General features: G+C 40.8%; 19 protein-coding genes. 4 read left to right on the top strand and 15 right to left on the bottom strand.

Annotated elements, in window-relative coordinates:
- Positions 1–343: 343 nt before the first annotated feature.
- From AACS98_RS15185 to AACS98_RS15150, 8 genes are all read right to left on the bottom strand, one after another.
- The gene (locus AACS98_RS15185) at positions 344–2,002 is read right to left on the bottom strand and encodes a serine/threonine-protein kinase (RefSeq protein ID WP_066381281.1); all 1,659 of its coding nucleotides are present in this window, start codon (positions 2,000–2,002) and stop codon (positions 344–346) included.
- A gap of 252 nt (positions 2,003–2,254) precedes the next feature.
- Positions 2,255–2,752, bottom strand: a complete 498-nt coding sequence (locus AACS98_RS15180; protein ID WP_066381280.1) for a putative signal transducing protein — start codon at positions 2,750–2,752, stop codon at positions 2,255–2,257.
- Positions 2,753–2,869: 117 nt separating this feature from the next.
- Complete coding sequence (gene purT / locus AACS98_RS15175; protein ID WP_066381278.1) at positions 2,870–4,045, bottom strand: formate-dependent phosphoribosylglycinamide formyltransferase; 1,176 nt, start codon at positions 4,043–4,045, stop codon at positions 2,870–2,872.
- Between the two features lie 48 nt (positions 4,046–4,093).
- Positions 4,094–4,591: a pentapeptide repeat-containing protein gene (locus AACS98_RS15170; RefSeq protein ID WP_197480075.1), complete on the bottom strand. Its 498-nt coding sequence runs from the start codon at positions 4,589–4,591 to the stop codon at positions 4,094–4,096.
- Positions 4,592–4,715: 124 nt separating this feature from the next.
- On the bottom strand, positions 4,716–5,102 hold the full coding sequence (locus tag AACS98_RS15165) for a hypothetical protein (protein WP_156481548.1): 387 nt from the start codon (positions 5,100–5,102) through the stop codon (positions 4,716–4,718).
- Between the two features lie 7 nt (positions 5,103–5,109).
- Positions 5,110–7,050 carry an ABC-F family ATP-binding cassette domain-containing protein gene (locus tag AACS98_RS15160; protein WP_066381274.1) on the bottom strand — a complete coding sequence of 647 codons (1,941 nt, stop codon included), beginning with the start codon at positions 7,048–7,050 and terminating at the stop codon, positions 5,110–5,112.
- A gap of 252 nt (positions 7,051–7,302) precedes the next feature.
- Positions 7,303–7,725: a DUF1824 family protein gene (locus tag AACS98_RS15155; protein WP_066381272.1), complete on the bottom strand. Its 423-nt coding sequence runs from the start codon at positions 7,723–7,725 to the stop codon at positions 7,303–7,305.
- Between the two features lie 75 nt (positions 7,726–7,800).
- A complete protein-coding gene (locus tag AACS98_RS15150; RefSeq protein WP_066381270.1) occupies positions 7,801–8,643 on the bottom strand; it encodes a prohibitin family protein in 843 nt (280 codons plus the stop codon).
- Between the two features lie 142 nt (positions 8,644–8,785).
- On the opposite strand from AACS98_RS15150, the gene AACS98_RS15145 reads away from it, so the two are divergent.
- Together AACS98_RS15145 and ccmS are read left to right on the top strand one after the other, a co-directional pair.
- Positions 8,786–10,594, top strand: coding sequence for an ABC transporter ATP-binding protein (locus tag AACS98_RS15145; protein WP_066381269.1), 1,809 nt, complete (start codon positions 8,786–8,788; stop codon positions 10,592–10,594).
- A gap of 125 nt (positions 10,595–10,719) precedes the next feature.
- On the top strand, positions 10,720–11,151 hold the full coding sequence (gene ccmS / locus AACS98_RS15140; protein WP_066381267.1) for a beta-carboxysome assembly chaperone CcmS: 432 nt from the start codon (positions 10,720–10,722) through the stop codon (positions 11,149–11,151).
- Between the two features lie 358 nt (positions 11,152–11,509).
- On the opposite strand, the gene AACS98_RS15135 is transcribed toward ccmS, so the two are convergent.
- The 5 genes from AACS98_RS15135 to AACS98_RS15115 all read right to left on the bottom strand — a co-directional run bounded on the left by AACS98_RS15135 (position 11,510) and on the right by AACS98_RS15115 (position 15,847).
- A complete protein-coding gene (locus AACS98_RS15135) occupies positions 11,510–11,698 on the bottom strand; it encodes a hypothetical protein (protein WP_066381262.1) in 189 nt (62 codons plus the stop codon).
- Between the two features lie 745 nt (positions 11,699–12,443).
- Positions 12,444–12,908, bottom strand: a complete 465-nt coding sequence (locus AACS98_RS15130; protein WP_066381260.1) for a type II toxin-antitoxin system VapC family toxin — start codon at positions 12,906–12,908, stop codon at positions 12,444–12,446.
- Entirely contained in the window at positions 12,895–13,131 is a 237-nt protein-coding gene (locus AACS98_RS15125) for a hypothetical protein (RefSeq protein ID WP_066381258.1), read from the bottom strand. The genes AACS98_RS15130 and AACS98_RS15125 overlap by 14 nt, the downstream gene beginning before the upstream one ends.
- A 15-nt stretch (positions 13,132–13,146) precedes the next feature.
- Positions 13,147–14,361, bottom strand: a complete 1,215-nt coding sequence (locus AACS98_RS15120) for a DUF790 family protein (protein ID WP_066381256.1) — start codon at positions 14,359–14,361, stop codon at positions 13,147–13,149.
- Positions 14,291–15,847, bottom strand: coding sequence for a DEAD/DEAH box helicase family protein (locus tag AACS98_RS15115; RefSeq protein WP_066381254.1), 1,557 nt, complete (start codon positions 15,845–15,847; stop codon positions 14,291–14,293). The genes AACS98_RS15120 and AACS98_RS15115 overlap by 71 nt, the downstream gene beginning before the upstream one ends.
- 93 nt (positions 15,848–15,940) lie before the next feature.
- Here AACS98_RS15115 and AACS98_RS15110 point away from each other — a divergent pair, with 93 nt between their 5' ends.
- Positions 15,941–16,651, top strand: a complete 711-nt coding sequence (locus tag AACS98_RS15110) for a YqiA/YcfP family alpha/beta fold hydrolase (RefSeq protein ID WP_066381246.1) — start codon at positions 15,941–15,943, stop codon at positions 16,649–16,651.
- A gap of 25 nt (positions 16,652–16,676) precedes the next feature.
- A complete protein-coding gene (locus AACS98_RS15105) occupies positions 16,677–17,822 on the top strand; it encodes a histidinol-phosphate transaminase (RefSeq protein WP_198161142.1) in 1,146 nt (381 codons plus the stop codon).
- Positions 17,823–17,865: 43 nt separating this feature from the next.
- Here the strand turns inward: AACS98_RS15105 and AACS98_RS15100 are convergent, their stop codons facing one another.
- Positions 17,866–18,414: a hypothetical protein gene (locus AACS98_RS15100; protein WP_066381242.1), complete on the bottom strand. Its 549-nt coding sequence runs from the start codon at positions 18,412–18,414 to the stop codon at positions 17,866–17,868.
- A gap of 1,050 nt (positions 18,415–19,464) precedes the next feature.
- On the bottom strand, positions 19,465–20,082 hold the full coding sequence (locus tag AACS98_RS15095) for a GNAT family N-acetyltransferase (RefSeq protein ID WP_066381392.1): 618 nt from the start codon (positions 20,080–20,082) through the stop codon (positions 19,465–19,467).
- Positions 20,083–20,578: the final 496 nt, after the last annotated feature.

The following is a 20,578-nucleotide window of genomic DNA, read 5'->3' as shown; positions in this document are numbered from 1 at the left end:
GGTGATTAATTTATCATTAATCCCAAAAAATAATTCTGTCCGACCAAAATTATCCGTCTATAGGTATAGTCAGTAGTTACTAAATTTACCTAATTTTGCCAATTTGATTGTTAATACAGCAGTTTTCTTGAGCATGAGGTACAAACAGAACTGACGCAACTGGCACATTAGTAGGGTGCGTCAGATGTCAAAAATCTGTTAATTGTTACAGAATAATCTGCTCTGACGCACCCTACGAGAAAGTTTGATGATCTCACTGGCGTAAGTCCTCACAAATTCACAGGTTTTCAGCCGATAGGGTGAGTTGTCATTAAATTGTCAACTAGACATAACTCCCTACTTCCTACTCTCCATTCCCCACTCCGGCTTCTGTTTTTGGTAATGGTTCTTTTGCGGGCTGGCTATTAGCAGAGGAATTTTGCTTTCCTTCCAAGGTTGGCACGACTATAGAAGAAGAATCAGTATTTTTTGGCTCTGTAGGTGGTAAGACGGGAATAACTACAGAATTGGCAGGTTTCTCAACTGGGCGTGAAGTAGAATTTTGATTGGCAGAGGGTGGAGAGACTGGAGTGGTGTCTGGGGAATTTGCCGGGTTCGCCTTGCGAGTTGAGCGAATATCTCGCAGCTTGTCTACTAGCGATGGCGTGGTAGAAGTGCTAGGGGTGGCTTGGGGTGGTTGAGAATTGGAACGTGATGATTCTGTAGAAGTTGGGGGTGGTGATTGTTCTGGGGAACTGCTGTTAGTAGTGGTAGGCTCAGGTTGTGGTTCAGTGCGGCGTTTGCGTCGTCTAAATGTGGAGACGGGTGTAGTATCCCTGGAACTGGCAGAGGAAGACCTTTGTGTGTTATTTTCTGGCTCTTGGGGAGATGAGATAGTAGTATTATTAGTGGGATTCGTCTCGATTGGACGCTCTTCAAACAAAGGCTTTGAGGGTGACTCTGGTTGTTGACTACCACCAGAAAATATGTTAGTGATGCTAAAACCTGCTGTAGCAGCAACAAGAGCTACACCAATACCTAAAACTACCTTAGAAGCAGCCAACTTCTGAACCATCAATGTGGGGTTTTTCAATGGTGATGGTTTTTGAATGGGAGTAGGCTTCTTGACAGGAGGTAAATTTTCTTGCTGGTAAACAGATAAATCGATGGTGGGGACTGCTTGAGTGGGGATGATTTGCGGGGGAACGTTCATCCCACTACCTGGTAGCAATTGTAGCCATTCAGCCACGGTAGCGGGACGAAAGCGAGGCTCTACAGCCATACCGCGCATAACTGCTTGATTGACTGCGGCGGTGAGATGGGGTTGCAGTTCACGGGGGGCTGGCATTTGTTCGCGATCGCGCAATAATGCTGGTATGGGAACTTGTCCCGTTAACAGCGCGTACAAGGTGGCTGCTAAACCATAAACATCTGTGGCGGGTGTACGCAGTGCTTGCTTTAAATACTGTTCAATGGGGGCATAACCCTCAGAGACTAAGCCTGTGTGAGTTTGTCTTTCACCGCTATTAAATTCACGGGCAATACCAAAATCTATCAGTACGACTTCTTGAGTACCTTGACGGAGAATAATATTATCTGGTTTCACATCTCGGTGCAGCAAACCATTGCTGTGAATGACTTGCAATGCTGCCCCAATTTGCCGAATGTAATGAATAGCGGTTTCTTCTGGTAAAGGTATCCCTGGTAAAACAAACGCTTCGCCCAAGGTTTCCCCCGGAATATATTCCATTACCATATAAGGAAGCCCATCTTCCACAAAAAAGTCACTGACTCGGACAATATTAGGATGAACACAAGTAGCTAACCTTCTGGCTTCATCTTGAAATTGACGCTCGAATTTCTCAAAATCAGGATGTTGTTGCAATTTTTCGTTAATGGTTTTCATCACTACTTCCTGTTGTAAATAGTGATGAATCGCTTTAAAGGTAATGCCAAAGCCACCGCGTCCAATTTCTTGGATGAGGGTGTATTTTCCCTCCTGCAAAATTTTGCCTGCTACCATAAAGAGTTTTAAGTCCTGAGTCCTGATTTCTGGGTGAAAATATAGGTAATGGTGTGATTGTCGGGTGAATGCGAAAGCAGGAAATCTTCCCTGATAGATTGTATCCGTTAGGCAGCCACAGCAGCGCATGGCTAGGCTATTGTGTACTTGGGCAAGATTAAAGTTTTGCAGATCCCGTCTAAGTCAATGCCTCCTGTGGTTGACAGTAGATTTTTCTTTTTCATCATACAGTAGAGGCCAAATAATGCCTATCTAAAATAAGATATGCCAAAGTATATAAAGATTTAGTAAATCGAGTAGCAAAGCAATCATAACTTTGATTCGTCTATTTGGACTGATGGGGCGGCGAGAAACAAATAAACGAAGCAAAAGCCATAAAGAATAAAATTGGATGGGCAGCAAGAGTAAAATTAACCCAATTACACCTGTGATGAATGCTCTATCGGCTGTTGCGTCTGCCCAAGATATTTTTTCAAAATCATCATCAGCTGCTTCATCATCAAGCAAGTCGTCTGCTGTTGCTGCTGCTGCCATTTGAGATGAGACTAAAACCTCTTTGGCTTGTTCTAAATCTGCTTGATTAACTTGTAATTGCAGCCAGCCAACAGCTACCGTGAGATGCCATGCTGTGTTGAGAGTAGATTCATTCGCTAAGTAGCATTTAATGCCTGCTGATTCTAATAGCTGTTTTGCTAAGTTGGCATCAACATAGTTGCTATAAGTAGCTACCGTGACAAAATTATTAACCATGCCATGATTAAAATTCAAAATTTAAAGTCATTAGTCATTAGTCATTAGTGATTAGTCATTGGTCATTGGTCATTAGTTTTTCTCCCCCTACTCCCCTGCTCCCCTGCTCCCTATTCCCTACTCCCTGACAATTTGCACTTTCTTAGCTGCGCTTGTCGCCTTTTCTCTGGCTTGCTGCACATTATCAGCTTTGGCTAAGGCTACTCCCATGCGGCGATAGGGATGGGCGGTTGGTTTCCCAAACAATCTAATATCTACGTCTTTCTCGGATAAGGCTTCAGCTACACCTGTAAAGCTCATCGAGTCTGATTTTTCTGAGGCTAAAATGACTGCACTGGCTGAAGCTCCTAACTGTTCTATATGGGGGATGGGTAAGCCTAAAATTGCTCGCAAATGTAACTCAAATTCGTTGAGGTTTTGGGAGATTAATGTCACCATTCCTGTGTCGTGGGGACGGGGAGATAATTCGGAGAAAATTACCTCATCTTTGGTAATGAAAAACTCTACTCCAAAAATCCCGGCTCCCCCTAACGCATCGGTGACTTTTTTGGCGATTTCTTGGGCTTGTATTATTTTATTGTCGGAAATTTCTGCGGGTTGCCAAGATTCTTGATAATCGCCTCTTTCTTGGCGGTGTCCAATCGGAGGACAGAAAATTGTCGGGGCGTTCCATTGTTTAATTGTCAAAAGAGTAATTTCGATTTCAAAGTTAATAAATTCTTCAATTATTACCTTTTGACTGTCGCCTCTAGAATTAGCGATCGCATAATTCCAAGCCTTTTCTACTTCCTCTCTCGATAGCACTACAGATTGCCCTTTCCCAGAGGAAGACATCACGGGTTTCACCACATTTGGAAACCCAATCTTATCCGCCACTGCAATTAATTCTTCTAGCGTCACTGCATAGCCATATTTAGCAGTTCTAATCCCCAATTCTTGATGTGCTAGTTCCCTAATTCTGTCCCGATTCATCGTGTAATTAGTCGCTGCTGCTGTGGGAATTACTGTTATTCCTCTTTGTTCAAATTCCAGCAGTTTTTCGGTTCTAATTGCCTCTATTTCGGGTATGATAAAATCAGGTTTATGCTTCGTGACTACCGCTTCTAAATCTTCCGCACTCAGCATTGATATCACTTCACAACAATCGGCAACTTGCATAGCTGGAGCATTCGCGTAACGGTCTACAGCTATGACAAAGTTACCCAGGCGTTGTGCAGCAATAACGAATTCTTTGCCGAGTTCTCCCGAACCCAGCAACATCAGTTTTTGGGGCAATTTAATTGCATTATTCATCACTTGTCCCAGCAGATTTTAATTCAGCAGTCTGATAATTTTGAGGTTTTAATTATCATCTGCCAAATAGTTAAGCCTTGCGCCCCGTAGTTGTAAATCTTTACGTTGCTGCTTAGTTAAGCCATTACCTAAACCAAGCTGACAATCTTCTACTAAGGCATCTAACCAAATAGTCTCATTGAGAGTTGCGCCTCTTAAATCGGCTTTTCTCAAGTCAGCATTTGTGAAGTTAACAAAAATCAAGTCAGCATTTAATAAACTACTGCCTTGCAAGTTAGCTCCTGATAAATTACCCCGAATAAGTTTCACGTCATCTAACACTAAGTTAGACAAATCTGCTCCCGACAAATTGGGAAATTTCATTTGACTGGGATCATCTAGGAATCGCATCACACAGTTAATATTAGCGTCATTGAGACGGATTTTGCTTAAGAACTGATAACGAGCTATCCCTAATTCTTGGAGAATTTTTAGACGCTGTGATGGATTCTGTTCTAAAAAATGAATGGCATGAGAGCGGATGTCTTGAGTATGAGGATTGATCATGATCATTTGTTGGCACTCTATCTAACTATCGGATGCACGGCTAAAGTTATCAATAGCCCGATGAACAGCAATAACCTGAAAACCCAGTCAAATCTTCCACTCAGTCAAAGAGTAACATCTGACTTTAGTGACTAAAGCAAACTTTTGGTAAATTAAGTCGCAGAATTTTTAAAGAATCGGCTTGTTGTGATAACTCCCAGAAATAATTAAGACATAAATGGGGCAGTTTCCGGCTTGGTGTTGGAGTTGAATTATCCCAAGCTTTACATCCTAACTCAGAAGCATCGCCAGAAGATGCTACAACATGATTATTTTGTCTGCTTCCACCTAGTAGTTGACGGGTAAATTTTCGGTATTGATGACTGATTTCGCCACCTATTGGCGGTATGATGCTCGATTTCCCCTCATCTGTACGCTCGATACTCCCATCCCGATAGACTGGGCAAGTTGTATCAGACTGGGCATCACTCCATGCCGAGATTAGTCCTAAATTTTGCATTAGAGCGATCATACTACTCTCACCCATTCCCTGAAGAATCTATTTCAGCTAATTCTAACCATCGCTCAGTCGCCGCATCAATTGCTTGTGTGAGCGTTTGCACTTGGTCGTAGAGTTGCTGCACTTGGGTATAATTACCGGGAGCGACGTTAGCTAGTGCTGTTTCGGCGGCGGCTTTTTCGGCTTCTAGTTGCGCGATTTTGCCTTCTAGCTGCTCAAATTCCCGCGTTTCCCAGTTAGACAACCTACGGCGTTTTTTAGGTTCTACATTTTTAGTTTGCGCTGTAACTTTTAATTCTTGAGAATTTTTTGTCTTTTCTTTAGTGTTGCTCCCTGATGCTTGTGCTTCTTCCGCTTTCTTGTAGTCGAGATACACTGAGTAATTACCTGGGTATTGTCGCAGGTTGCCACCAGCTTCTAAAGCAAATATTGTATCTACTGTGCGGTCTAAGAAGTAGCGATCGTGAGACACTACAATCACACAACCACTAAAATCTTCTAGGTAGTCTTCTAATACTGCCAACGTCTGCACATCCAAATCATTGGTTGGTTCGTCTAAAATTAACACATTCGGCGCACTCATGAGGATTCGCAGCAGAAATAACCGCCGTTTCTCACCACCAGAGAGTTTATGTATGGGGGCGTACTGTTGATTTCCGGGAAAGAGAAATCTTTCTAACATTTGGGAGGCGGTAATTTGATTACCATCGGCGATTTTGACAAATTCCCCTTCTTCTTTAATGTAGTCAATCACGCGCTGATTTTCATTTAAGGCGGTGAGTAATTCTTCGGAATGTTGATCAAAATAGCCGATGTGAATGGTAGAACCGATTTCTACACTACCTGCATCTGGCTCTACTCTGCCAGTGATCATATTCATTAATGTGGATTTACCAGCACCATTACCGCCGATGATTCCTACTCGGTCTTCGGGACTAAATTCATAGCTAAAATCATGAATTAGGGTACGTCCATTATAGGATTTACCAATATTATTTAACTCAATAACTTTTTTGCCTATGCGACGACTCACGGTAGAAATATCTACTTTACCTTGAGTTTGTTTAAATTCTGTTTCCCGCATGGCTTGAATGCGTTGAATCCGGGCTTTTTGTTTGGTACTTCTGGCTTTTGGCCCCCGTTTCAACCATTCTAATTCTCTACGTAATACACCCTGATGTTTGCGTTGGCTGCTAATTGCTGATTCTTCGGCTAAGGCTTTCTTTTCTAGATAGTAGGAATAATTGCCTGAGTAGGTGTAAATATCGCCCCGATCAATTTCAATGATGCGATTGGTGACTTGATCTAAAAAGTAGCGATCGTGAGTGATTAATAATAATGCACCACGATAGCGATTGAGGTAACTTTGCAACCATTCTACAGATAAAGCATCGAGATGGTTGGTTGGCTCATCCATGAGTAAGACATCAGGTTCGGTGAGTAAAGCGGTTGCTAAGGCAATGCGTTTACGATAACCTCCTGATAATGTGCCTATGGGCGCATCAAAATCAGCAATTCCTAATTGGCTGAGGATAATTTTGGCGTTAGTTTCTAATTCCCATGCGCCAATTGCGTCCATGCGCTGCATCACCACAGCCAAGCGTGACATCAACTGGTTATCTTCGGGATAATGTGCTAGTTTATCAGAAATTTCTTCATACTCCCGCACCAGAGCCATTTTTTCGCCACTGTCAGCAAAAATTTGCTCTAATACTGTGCGGTTTTCGTCTAAGTCTGGTTGTTGGGGTAAGTAAATGATTTTAGCACCAGAGTTGCTGATAATTTGACCGCTATCAACTGGTTCTAGTCCAGCAATCATTTTTAATAAGGTTGATTTACCAGAGCCATTTGTACCAATTAAGCCCACTTTGTCAGTCGCATCTAAACTAAAGCTAGCATCTTTTAAAATTTCTTTGATTCCAAAGTCTTTTTTAACTGATTGTAAGGTGATGATGCTCATATAATTTTAAAAGAGTCAGTTTAATTTACTGCTGATTGACTTAGTGTTTTTTCTCAAAAGATGGCGGCGTGAACAGAGATTAAGCAGCAGTTCACGCAACAGAAAAGTTGCGGTGCGGAGGTTTTAGCAAATTTCGGTAGGCACTCCAGGCGCAAAGCAGAGGTTTATGTTCAGTGTTGGGGATTTACCCAGCATTTTGTATGAGTTAAGATGAGGTGCATTTATCTATTTTAACGCACCTCATTGTTTTTCTTAATTCTCCACAAATAAATCCAGGGGTAGATGCCCATACATTTCGTTTATCCCTCCTTCGTCATAAGACTGAAAAGATACTAATACGCCCCGATGATGTCCTGCATAAGAGTCGAGATAACATAAGCCATTTTTGCCATTTAATTTGATGTAAACTGGCCCTTCGACTACGGGTAAGTCTGTTGGTACTTCATAACCAAAAGCATGGGTGTAGGTTCTCATGGCTAGTAATGCTTCTTCGGCTGTATCGGCGCAAATGCCGAGGATTTGATAATGAGATAGTTTGGTGAGTAAAATCAATGACTGACGCACTAATTCTATTTCTGATGGTTTGAGAATTGGGGCGATATCTAAGCAGTTGAATTTATTGAGAATTTTTCTGGCTTCTGTAGTGGTAATGTTAGGGTGGTTGGGCATGGGCATACTTTTTTTCATTGTGTTTTTAGGTGTGTTTGTGTGTACGAGGTAGAGAGTTGTGTGTGATTAGGGAAATTATAGTCAGTTTTGGGTATTTCCGAGATTGAAGATGAAGGGAACATTATTGGAAGATTCGCTACCCATGACTAATACTCGTGGCATTTGTGCGCCGCCTGTTTTCCAAGCTTCTATGGCTTCTTTTTGGAGAACTAATTGTCCACCTTGGGCTTTGAGGGTTTCGGCGAGGAGTCTTTGCGCTTCGGCTTTACCTTTGGCGCGATTAATTTCTGCTTGGGCTTCTTGTTCTGCTTCTCGTGCTACATAGACGGCTCTTTGGGCGCGTTGTTCGGCAATTTGTTTTTCTTCGACGGCTCTAGCAAATTCAGGGGAAAAGGTCAAATCAATTACGCTGGTATCTAAGACAATTATTCCATATTTATCCAGGCGATCGCCTAAGGCATTGTCAAAGTCTTCTTTAAGTTCACTGCGTTTAGTTATTGCTTCTTCTACTGTGCGTTTGGCGGCAGCAATTTTGAATGCTTCCTGGGTTTGGGGAGCAATGATTTTAGAGACAATATTTTCTAAAGTTCCCTGCTTTCTTCTCACTTCAACTACCTGGCTGGGATCAAGTCTAAAGTTAATCGCAAACCTAGCGGTTAAATTCTGCAAGTCTTTCGTGGAACTCTCGGCAGGGACTTCAAATTTCTGCACCGTTAAATCATACACATCTATTACAGAAATAAACGGCGGCTTCAAGTGAATCCCCTCGATTAAAGCTCCATCTCTGGCTTTTCCTAAAATGCTAATGACTCCTGCTTGTCCTGGGTTGATAATGATAAAAGAATTGAGCAAAATTATCACAATTATAGCTAACAAAATGCCGATAATTGTGGTTGGTAAATTGCCTAGTTGTTGATTTTTCAATTTTTTGTCTCCTTTGGCATGGTGAGGCAGTCCCTGTATGATGGTAACTGGTTGTCTGATAACTGATGCACAATCAAAATTAGAAAAGTGAGATGCTCCTCCCTCTCGTGGTAATATCAGATTCTCGCAACGGTCAACGGCTGTGGCTATAGCATCTAAATCTCATCGGGTATTAAAAAGGCGTAGACGTTCCGCACATCCTCTGCTGCGCCTGTTTGATTATGGATATCAGTATCGTCAACAAATTTGGTTGGCGACTGGTTGCTCAATTTTGAATAAAATTTTTGACTTGGCTCCGCCAGCTTTAATTGGCATTGCTGTAGATGTGGTAGTTAAGCAGCAGGATTCTATCATTGCTCAGTTAGGAGTGAAAGATATATTTGGGCAATTTTTAATTGTTTCCCTGCTCACAGTCATCACTTGGATACTTGAGTCATTTTTTGAGTATCGTTATAAGTTATTCTGGCGTAACTTGGCACAGAATATACAGCATAACCTACGTTTGGACGCATACAAACACCTACAGGAGTTGGAGTTAGCTTATTTTGAAGAACGTAGCACAGGGGGTTTAATGTCGATCCTCAGTGATGATGTTAATCAACTTGAGCGTTTTTTGGATGTGGGAGCTAATGATATTATCCAAGTGATCACAACTATTGTAGTCATTGGCGGTGCATTCTTGGTTTTGGCTCCTAGTGTAGCTTGGATGGCTATCTTGCCGATGCCATTTATTCTTTTGGGTTCGGTGGCTTTTCAAAAGTTGTTAGCACCGCGTTACGCCGATGTGCGGGAAAAGGTGGGTTTACTCAATGGACGGTTATCTAATAATCTCAGTGGAATTACCACGATTAAAAGTTTCACCGCCGAAGAGTACGAAGTCAAGCGGTTAGAGCAAGACAGTTTAGCTTATCGTCAAAGTAACACGAATGCGATCGCTCTGTCTGCGGCTTTTATTCCCCTGATTCGGATGCTTATTCTAGCAGGGTTTACGTCATTATTGGTCTTTGGTGGCTTGGAAACTGTCGCCGGGAGAATGGCTGTTGGTGCTTATAGTTCTTTGGTATTTTTGGTACAGTTACTACTCTGGCCTTTAACTAGATTAGGCGAAACTTTTGACCTGTATCAACGGGCAATGGCTTCTACTCATCGAGTGATGGACTTGTTAGATACTCCGATTACAACTCACTCAGGAAATATCTCTCTGCCGATAGATGCGGTAAGGGGGGAAGTAGAGTTTAAAAATGTGACTTTTGCCTACAGAGATAGATTACCCGTGATGAAACATCTATCTTTAAAAATTCCTGCCGGGAATACTATCGCTATCGTCGGTTCTACTGGTTCGGGTAAAAGCACTTTAGTCAAGCTATTACTGCGCTTGTATGAAGTCCATGCTGGTAAAATTATTCTGGATGGCATTGATTTACAAGATTTAAAGTTACAAGATTTACGCCGCAGTATTGGTTTAGTCAGCCAAGATGTGTTTTTATTTCATGGCACGGTGGCGGAAAATATCGCCTATGGTAGTTTTGACGCTACGGAGGAGGAGATTATTAACGCCGCCAAGATAGCAGAAGCGCACGAATTTATTAGCCGCTTACCCCAAGGTTATGAAACTATTGTGGGGGAAAGAGGACAAAAGTTGTCTGGGGGGCAAAGACAAAGAATTGCTATTGCACGGGCGGTGTTGAAAAATCCGCCGATTTTGATTTTAGATGAAGCGACCTCGGCGGTGGATAATGAAACTGAGGCAGCTATTCAGCGATCGCTCGAACGGATTACAGTAGATAGGACGACAATTGCGATCGCTCATCGGTTGTCTACAATTCGCAATGCCGATTGTATTTATGTCATGGAACATGGACAATTAATTGAGTCAGGAACTCATGAGGAGTTGTTAGAGCAAGGTGGGGTTTATGCTAGTCTCTGGCGGGTGCAGAGTGGGTTAAGATGAGTTTCGCGCACGAGGCAACAGAGGCGCACAGAGATGAGGGAACAGGGGGAGAAAAACTAATGACTAATGACTAATGACTAATAACTAATGACTAATGACTAATGACTAATAACTAATAACTATTTATGATTTTTAGTAATACTCAACCGGAATCAGGGGATAATAAGTGGCGTGGTCAGTTGGATAGATTTGTTAAGGAAAATCACCAAGAATTGGCTGCGCTGGCTTGGGGGTTGTGGTTAGCAAATGGAGATAGTCAAGGCACTATCGGCATTGATTTACAGCCTACACCACATTTTGTTTATTGTCCTCAAGAGGCGATAGAAAAATTAAATAATAATGTGGAAAATCGGTTGCAAGAAATTTTAGGAATTATTAAACATCATCAGCCGGAAGTAGAAGTTTTAATAATTGGTATTGGTAAGGGCGAAATTAAGTTAATTCAGTTTGCACCAGAACCGCCGCCATCAGTTTGTTTTGAGCAAATTGGGAAAGATGTTGATGGGTTGTTGGATTTGTTAGAACAGCGCATGAGTGAACAGATAACTCTTGTTTAATGGTAAAACACTCACCTTCTGCCTCCTGTCTCCATAATTAAAAACCCCGGCTTTTCCCAAACCGAGGCTTCACTATATGCTAACTAGCTGTTTTTATCACCGTTTTTACCTGATATATAGGATTTACGCAACTGTCACATTACAGATGTCTTGTAGGGTACGTCAGACTGTTTAAATACTGTCAATAAACGTATTGTTTATATCTGACGCACCCTAATAATATGCTAGTTGCGTAAGTCCTGATATATTTGTAGTTGACATCTACGCTTTTGCTCTCTATCGGTAGAAGTAGATTGTTGAGAAAAAGCGTTATCAAACCTCTAGCTATGGGCATATAGATATTTTCCCTAACTTGATATTAATCTTGTTTGGGCTTGTCAGCCTCGATAATTGCCTGTTCTAAAAAAAATTTGGCATCCTCAATCTGTCCACCTTCCAGGCAACCATAAACTATTCTGCACCATTCTAGTAAGATATCAAATTGACTTTGCTGATTATGGGGAATGAAGGATTTTGAAACTCTTGGGTAAAGGCGTAAATTGTTCATTTCACTATCTCATCTGGAGATTTACTGCTATTTTTCCATCTTTCACAAACCCTATATTCCATTTACACAGCCCTGAGATAGATAAAGGAATTACTTAAGGTTTTCTTAAATTTTAAGATAAATCCAGATAAATTTAAATATCGCTAAAATTTTTTTAAGTATATACTTACTGTGTAAGAGGGACAAACAGATAGTTGAGCGATCGCACCCCTACAGTTAGACAGGCGACGCTGATTATTCTAGAATATAAGTGAAGCTATCTCTTCTTTATGAGACGCTACGCGATGGAATGATTGCCACCTTCTCTTAACAAATAAAATTCATTGCCTTCTCATATCAAGTCTGGTTAATTACTTTTAGCTATCCTCATTTGGGAGTTGCTGGAAGTGGAAGAAACAGAAAGCGAGTAAACTAAGCCTAAGAGAATGTTTGTCAAGTCATATCTTGCACCATTCTCAACAAGCGTAAGGCGATGCACTGCCAACAACCTAAAACTAAGGGTTTGAGCAAGTTGCAAGCAATGCCCACCCTACAAAAATTATCATCAAGGAACAGGTGCAAGATGTGTGTCAAGCTTCACAGTATACGTGAAACCCCTCTCCAAACCTCTCCCCTGGAAATGTAGAGACGTTGCATGCAACGTCTCTACAAATTCCCCCATTCCCTTGTAGGGAAGGGGGGCTAGGGGGGTTAGGTTTTTTAAATTTTAATGTTAGCAATAATACTTGCCTAACATCCTCTAAGGTCAAATCAAATCGTTAGATGCTTGCAACGGCAAAACAGTAATTAACTCAGAAAATCTGGCAAAATCACCTGTATTGTGAGTGAGTAACTGAGGAATACCATAAACTAACATCGTGGCGACAATATTAGCATCATGAACTTGCTTACCACCAATGGAAATTTCCTCCATGAGTGTCAGTAACCTTTCTGTCACCACTAAGCTATCTTCAACTAAGCGAAAATAATTAGCAAAATACCTGACATCTGCCACTAAGGACTCAATAGGAATTCTCCCGGTTAAGTCGCTTTGTCTTGTCATCGCCGCTAAATATTCTCTCAAAGTTTGGCGACTAATACATAATTCAATACCTTGTTCTGCAAGTGATTGAAGTCGTTCTGTTGCTTGTAGATGAAATGGCGATAAGGCTAAATTTGCATAAACCAAAATATTCGTATCAATGAAAACAGTGTTATTAATCGTTTCCATAAAGGTCTTCTCTACGGAAAGTCAGGTTTTCTGAGACTAATCCTACAGGATAAGCGGAAAATTTGAGAGGTGGACGCTTTGGTTTATTCTCTGCTGTCTCAGTTAAAGACTGTTCATCAATGACAATTACTACCTGATGTTCACCCTCAGCAATATCTATTGGTAATTGCGCCGTCATCTTACCATCTTTTGACACTGTGGCGATTGTTTCTATACTTTTCATGTCATTTATCCTAGTTCAATCTATCACTGCTAACACAGACTTTGGTAATAATTTATCTTTAAACCAAACGATTCTCGCGGGGACATTATCTAACTTAACTCCGGCTTTTTCTAAATTCAATCTTTCCGAAATCGCCAAAATTAAATTATCACAACCAGAACGTCGCACCTGAGAAAATTTCTTTTGTAAATATTCTGGTCGCCAATAACCGACTATTTCTAATAAAAATTCGCGTCCATCAGGATGCACTAACCGAAAATCGGGTATCATCACACTCCCTGGAATGGGAATTAAATCTACTTCTCTCTCTAAAATCCATTCTGTTTTTAAGGCATCCCATTTATCAGCGAAGGATGCTTCTAACATACTATCGTAAGGTTTTCCTTTGGAATAGTGCGATACTAAACCACATTCAGAATTCAGGGTAAATCTGCCAGTTTTCCAAGTATTTGTATAGACATCACGAGTTTGTAATGTGGCGGCAAGACTCCATTTGGTAACATGAAGTAAGGCGGGTATGAGTTTGGCGATCGCCAGCCCATAACGTGTGCTAGGATTAAACAAACTCGTCGGCCCATCGACGGTAATTGTAAAGCCGTGATCAGCGTCACCTTCAATATAAGCCATTAATTGAAATAACTTTAAATAGCGAAATAACAGCTTATATTCCCCCGGAACATTGCGATGAGCATTTAAAACTAATTGACTGGCTTTATAAAATATTCCCTGCACTTGCGACAAGTTATATCTATTAATTATATCTACCCCTGTAGGCGTGTCAAAATTAGTTAATATTTTATTTTCAGCTAAGTCAGCATAAAGTCCATCACGCACTTGTTCAGGTAAAACTTCTCTTTCTAATTCCTGCGTTAATTCATCCGCAAGTTTTACCAATGTGATTTGAGTAGATTCCCGACTAGGTGCAGATTTTGCAGCTAGCGCAAACACTCTTTCTCTTAACATTGGCGGTTCTAGGGGACTAACAACTTCAAATGTACAGAAATTACTTTTAATAATGTAAGCTAAACCCCGTTTGACTCGATAATCTGTCGCATCACCTTCTAAATCTAAAAGTTGACGCTCAAGTTCACCCTGAGTTTTCCCTAGTGTTGACTGAAAACAATTAATTAACTCATTGACTAACTCTAAATTCTTATCATCAATCTTCAGTCTTTTGGGAATTATTTCTTCTCCGTTTTGGCGATGACTTAGTAGTTCTGTAGGTAACATTTCCCTGATTATTTTTATCTGATGACTTATCGACTTGATAATTAATTTCTAATTGTTCGGCAGCTTTGGCAACTTTTCCTTGTCCGCTACCATAAACCACTTTTAAATTCGGTTTTTTATCTTCTCCCCGTCGTCGTGCAGAAGTGTTTTCTTCGCTGGTGTCTTCTGCTATCACTTCGTAAAGAATCGCTTGTTTATCTTGAATATTTCCCTTCCTTAAAACTCTCCCCAAACGTTGAATATATTCTCTTGTAGAACCAGTCCCAGATAAAATGATAGCGATAGAAGCCGCAGGAACATCTACACCTTCATTCAAGACGTGGGAAGCAACTAAAGTATTATATTCACCTGCCCGAAATTTAGTTAATATTTCGTGGCGTTCTTTGACTGGTGTTTGATGGGTGATTGCGGGGATTAATAAGTCTTGAGAAATTTTATAAACTGTGGTATTATCGGCAGTAAATATTAATATGCGTTCTGGGTAATGTTTGGCGAGTAAACTAGCTAAAATTCGCAATTTACCATCAGTACCAAGAGCAATTTCCTTGGCTTGACGGTGTGCTAACATGGCTCTGCGTCCAAATTGCGATCGCGCACTCATTTGTACAAACATCTGCCAACCTTGGATACTTCCCAAAGAAATCTTTGATTGGCGTAAAAAATCATTGCGAATTTGAATTAACTCGTTGTATTTTTCGCGTTCATGAGGTGACAACTTCACCTTGATTTGCACGATTTCATGTTCAGCTAAAGCCTTACCCGCCAAATCTTCAGCACGTTTACGATAAACTTCTGCACCGATAAGAATATTTAAATCTGCGTGTTTGCCATCTGTGCGTTCTGGAGTCGCTGATAATCCTAAACGATAGGGTGCGATCGCATATTCCGCAATCACCCGGTTAAAATCCGTCGGCAAATGATGACACTCATCAAAAATAATTAAAGCATACTTATTCCCCAAAGTCTCAGCGTGAATCGCCGCACTATCATAAGTTGCCACCAAAATCGGCGACTTATCCCGCGAACCACCCCCCAGCAAACCCACCTCCGCATCAGGAAACGCCGAGACTAAATGAGCGTACCACTGGTGCATTAAATCCAACGTCGGCACCACAATTAAAGTCGTGCGTGGTGTTGCTTGCATCGCCATCTGCGCCAAATAAGTCTTACCCGCCGCCGTTGGTAACACTACCACCCCTTGTCTTCCCGCCAGCTTCCAAGCGGCTAACGCCTCAGTTTGATGCGCGTAGGGTTGCATTTCCAAACTCGCCACCAAATCAACCGGGAAAAATTCCTTCGCCTCATCAACAAAATCCACATCTTCCGCTTGTAAAGCTTCCACTACAGCCCGGTATCTCATCGCCGGAATCCGGAATTTTTCTACTCGATCATCCCATGTAGCGTAATCCATCCAAGCCTTACCGCGTGGTGGTGGATGTAAAATTAATGTGCCGCGATCAAAAGTTAATCTAGGAGTACGAACCATTACAAGGATTGGGGATTGGGGATTGGGGACTGGGAAAAAGAGTTATATTTCTAGCCTAGCCGTAATATTTTTATCTATATAAATCATCACACAATGCCTATACATTACATTTACCTGCATGGCTTTGCTTCTAGTCCTAAGTCTGCTAAAGCCCAAGACATAAGCGATCGCTTTACTAAAATTAACATCCCAATCACCATTCCCGATCTCAATGCTGGCGACTTTTCCCAGTTGACAATTACTCGTCAAATTCAGCAGGTAGCAGCAGCATTCCCTGACGATTCTACACCAGTCACCCTGATTGGTTCTAGCTTGGGTGGGTTGACTGCGGCACATTTAGGACAGCAATATCAACAAGTAGAACGCTTAATCTTATTAGCTCCAGCCTTTGGTTTTTTGTCTCATTGGTTGCCTAAGTTGGGAAAGGAAGCTGTACAACGTTGGCAACAACAACAGTATTACATGGTTTACCACTATGGAGTCGGGCGATCGCTACCTTTAAGTTACAATTTCGTCACCGATGCAACTAAATACTCAGAAGACTTATTACAACGTCCCATACCCACCTTAATCTTGCATGGTAAACAAGATGAAGTCATCCCCATGATCGCCAGTCGGGATTTTCAGCGATCGCGTCCTTGGGTAAATTTAATTGAACTTGACAGTGATCACGCCCTAAGTAATGTTACCCAAGAAATTTGGCAAGCAATTCACCATTTCTGTCAGTTACCCGAAAGCGGTACAATAATAAACCCTCACCTTTTCCCAGGAAACAAGCCAGAAAAGCTAATGACTAATGACTAATGACTAATAACTAATAACTAAACCTATGCTTCCTTATATACGTTCAGATTTAGCCCAAATCAACGCTTACAAACCCCACCCTAGCAGCGATACAGCCGCAGCAGTTCCAGCACAGTTAGATCGCCTAGACACTAATGAAAGTCCCTATGATTTACCATCAGAGTTAAAACAAAAGCTAGCTTGGACTTATCAACAAGTCATCGAAACCAATCGTTACCCCGATGGTGGACATGAGTCATTAAAAAATGCGATCGCCGAATATGTCAATGAGTCGGCTGGTGTTTCATCCCTAGTGAGTGCTGACAATATCTCTGTCGGTAACGGTTCTGATGAACTGATTCGTTCTATATTAATAGCTACCTGTTTACAAGGGGAAGGCTCAATTTTGGTAGCTAATCCCACTTTTTCCATGTATGGGATTTTGGCGCAAACTTTAGGCATTCCGGTAGTTACAGTTTCCAGAAATCCCGATAATTTTGAAATTAACTTAACCGAGGCTCAGTCTGCCATAGCACAAACTCAAAATCCTCCGATTCGGGTGGTGTTCGTTGTGCATCCTAATTCCCCCACAGCTAACCCTTTAACTTCTGATGAGTTGACTTGGTTAAGCAGTCTCAGTCAAGAGATTTTGGTAGTCATTGACGAAGCTTACTTTGAATTTAGTCAAAACACCTTAGTTAGTGAATTAGCACAACGTCCCAATTGGGTGATTCTACGCACCTTTTCTAAAGCGTTTCGGTTAGCCGCTATGCGGGTTGGGTATTGTGTAGCTCATCCTCAAGCGATCGCTATTTTAGAAAAAGTCCGCCTACCCTATAATCTACCTAGTTTCTCCATCGCCTCCGCATTAGTAGCTTTACAAAATCGTCAACTGTTGCTCAATTCCATTCCCGAAACCTTAAAGGAACGCAGCAAACTGATTACAGCGTTATCCCAGCACCCAGGATTACAAGTTGCTGAAAGTTCGGCTAACTTTATTTTCCTGCGTCTCAAAGCTAATGATTCTGACTCACCAGACAATACTTTAACAAATCTGCATCAACAACTCAAAAGCCAAGGCACTCTTGTACGAAAAATTAGCGGCGGATTAAGAATTACTATTGGTACACCTGAAGAAAATCTACGCACGCTCAACCGCATACAAGCAGAGTTAACAACACTTACCAGTTAGACTCAAAACCCTATTCCCTATTGCCTGTTTTCACGCCTGAATTTCACCATCTACTATCTACATTGCTACCCCAACGGCGCACTATCCCCACCGTTTGGGGTAGCACCCCCACCAACAAAGCAAAGGCAACATCCGGTATATTAGCCAGCATTTCTGGGGGAAAATATTGATCAAATTGATCCAAAATCTTCTGTACCCGTTGCTGAGGAATGGGATTTTCTGTAATTTGTTTAATTAATCTAATCCATTGCCGCCTGATTAAGTAAGCTTTTTGGCGTTCTTCATAAGTTTCAGGTGTGAGTAAAGACAGATTTCCTATAGGAATTACCCATTCACAATCACAATCATAGTCTCCACCAACTGATGCTCCAGGCCCAGCAAATTCTGCATGATAGCGTTTGAAAAGTATTAAACCATTCCGCCTACGACTATTAACCGTAAAAACTCTTCCACTATGCAATAGTGCCAAAAAGTCCGAGCCATAAGATTGCTCAGTCCCATCTGGTACGACAAATCTGTTAACGCAATTTGTGTCAGAAAAATAAGTAGATACCATAGTTAATTGATAGCGGCGGAGTTTTTCGCTATCCATGTTTGCTCAAATTTGGAAATAATTTTAGTAGATTTGCTAATCTCAGGTTCACAATTGCTATGACACCCACGGCAGTTTTTGACTTTTCTTAGTAACAATAATTTTTAGGAAAGTTTAACTAAGAGACAAATCAGCAACCGTGAGTGCAGCATCGAATAATCACATTCTATGTGATTTAACTGGATTTGTCTGCAAATTAGGTTCAAATTTTATTAAAGTTTCTATAAAGATGAATCTCGTTAATGCTAACTAACTATGAGTTAATTTCTTTTAAAAGTAAATTTACTGATGTCAGCTTTCCAGGTTAGCTGTTATGGTTTGAAACTATTCAGCAAAATAATATTATAGCTTTTTTACATATCAAGGCTAAATGAATCTAATATCTTTCCATAAACTTTTTTAAGTCGCATCAAAATTATTTGCCAAGAATTGAGGATCAAACCCTCAACAATAGGAAAATTTCCCCAACTCTAAAGCCTATTCAGGTGAGGTGACAGTGCTAGCTGTTGTTGTCAGTTCATCAAGTAGAAGAAAACTATATGCAGCAATTTGCTGTAGGATTAAGCAGATTCTTCACAGGGTTTGAGGCATTAGACAGGAGGGAGAAGAATATTTTGGATTATGAATTCTCTATGTTCTTATTAAGCTACTAGCTGCTGTACATATTGCATACTGTCAGCATTACCCATCTGATTTAGCTAAATTATTAAAATAATATGTAGATTTTTCTAGAAAAACTGTTTAAGTAATTTCTCGGATGAGGATAAACAGGACTTACGCCACTGGCAGATTAGTAGGGTATGTCAGCCATCAAGAATCAGTTTATTGACAGCATTTAACCAGTCTGACGCACCCTATGAGACATAATATTTAATTTGACTTAAAAACTGCATAAGTAATTTCTCGGATGAGGATAAAGGGGCATATTTTTATGTAGCTTTGATAGTTTCCATAAATAATCTCTATCTTGCCAATTTTCCTTGACAAGACCCAGTTAGCTGGTTGAGTATAGCGATCGCTCAAACTGAATTTACAGTTTGTTAAAAAACTTTAAAAAATTCCATCTTGAGTTAGATGTTTATGTAATAAAATCTGCCGAGACTGTTTCAGCCAAAACAGATTCCAATTAGATTCGACTTGGTGTACCTGATAACCCAGCTTGAAATATAGCTGCCGTGCTTGATAATTATTTTCTAAAACGTGAAGATATAAGTCATGGAACCCCCAATTTTGCGAGACTTGTTCACAGCTAACAAGTAATCTTGAGGCTATGCCATGCCGACGGTATTGGGGGTGAACTGCTAAATTCGAGAGATAGATAAAATTTTTGCCAATTTGTTTCCAGGAATCATGGAAACGCACACCTATTTCTACAGTACCCACTAATTGTGGAGTACCATTGGCAGTGGTGTTGATAGCAACCAAACACAGGTGATGAGGTGCTGAAGACGATAAACGATATTTTATATCTTCGTAAATACCCAAACGTAGCAGAGGAAAAGCCCACCCCCACAAACCATGATGGGAATGAAAGCTTTCGGTAATAATTTCCGCAATAGCAGTTAAATCAGCAGCTGTAGCAGTACGAACTTGGAGTTGGTAGCCACTCGACTCAGAAGCAGCTGTGACTTGTTGATGGTGGGATGGGTCAGAAAACCAGTTTGTCAAGGTTAGTTTAAGATTAAAATTTTTCAAGGAAAATCTGCTCAATTATCCTAAAATAAATCTAAAAACTATGGGAGAATCACAATTAGATTCAATAATTTAACTCATGAAGACCGTAGTAACTGAGGCAATTGCTGACTTAGGATAGCTAAGATTGAGAACTGCACAGGTTACAAGCCTCAGCCTCAAAGCTGGAAGATGATGTTCATTTTTTCATTATAAGATCGCCTGATGACCACAATAAAACACAATCAGACCACAGAACTAAATATCTGGCTCTAATATCTAAAAAAATGCCTGTTTTCAGAAAAGCAGACTATACACGCCGAATCTCGTCAGTAATTATACGGATTAAAATAAAAAAAAACATCTATCCTTAATATCCCTAGTGTTGGCTTTGATTCAGCCGGATGCTAACATTATTGGTCTGAATAATATTTTTGAGCGTTAACCAGGCAAAAGATATTGGTCTAACAATATACCAAGCTTGAAAATTAAT

The sequence above is a fragment of the Anabaena sp. CA = ATCC 33047 genome (genome assembly GCF_963870205.1).
Taxonomy (GTDB): domain Bacteria; phylum Cyanobacteriota; class Cyanobacteriia; order Cyanobacteriales; family Nostocaceae; genus Trichormus.
The sequence above is the reverse complement of the archived record's forward strand: the minus strand, read 5'-3'. Positions and strand labels throughout refer to the sequence as shown.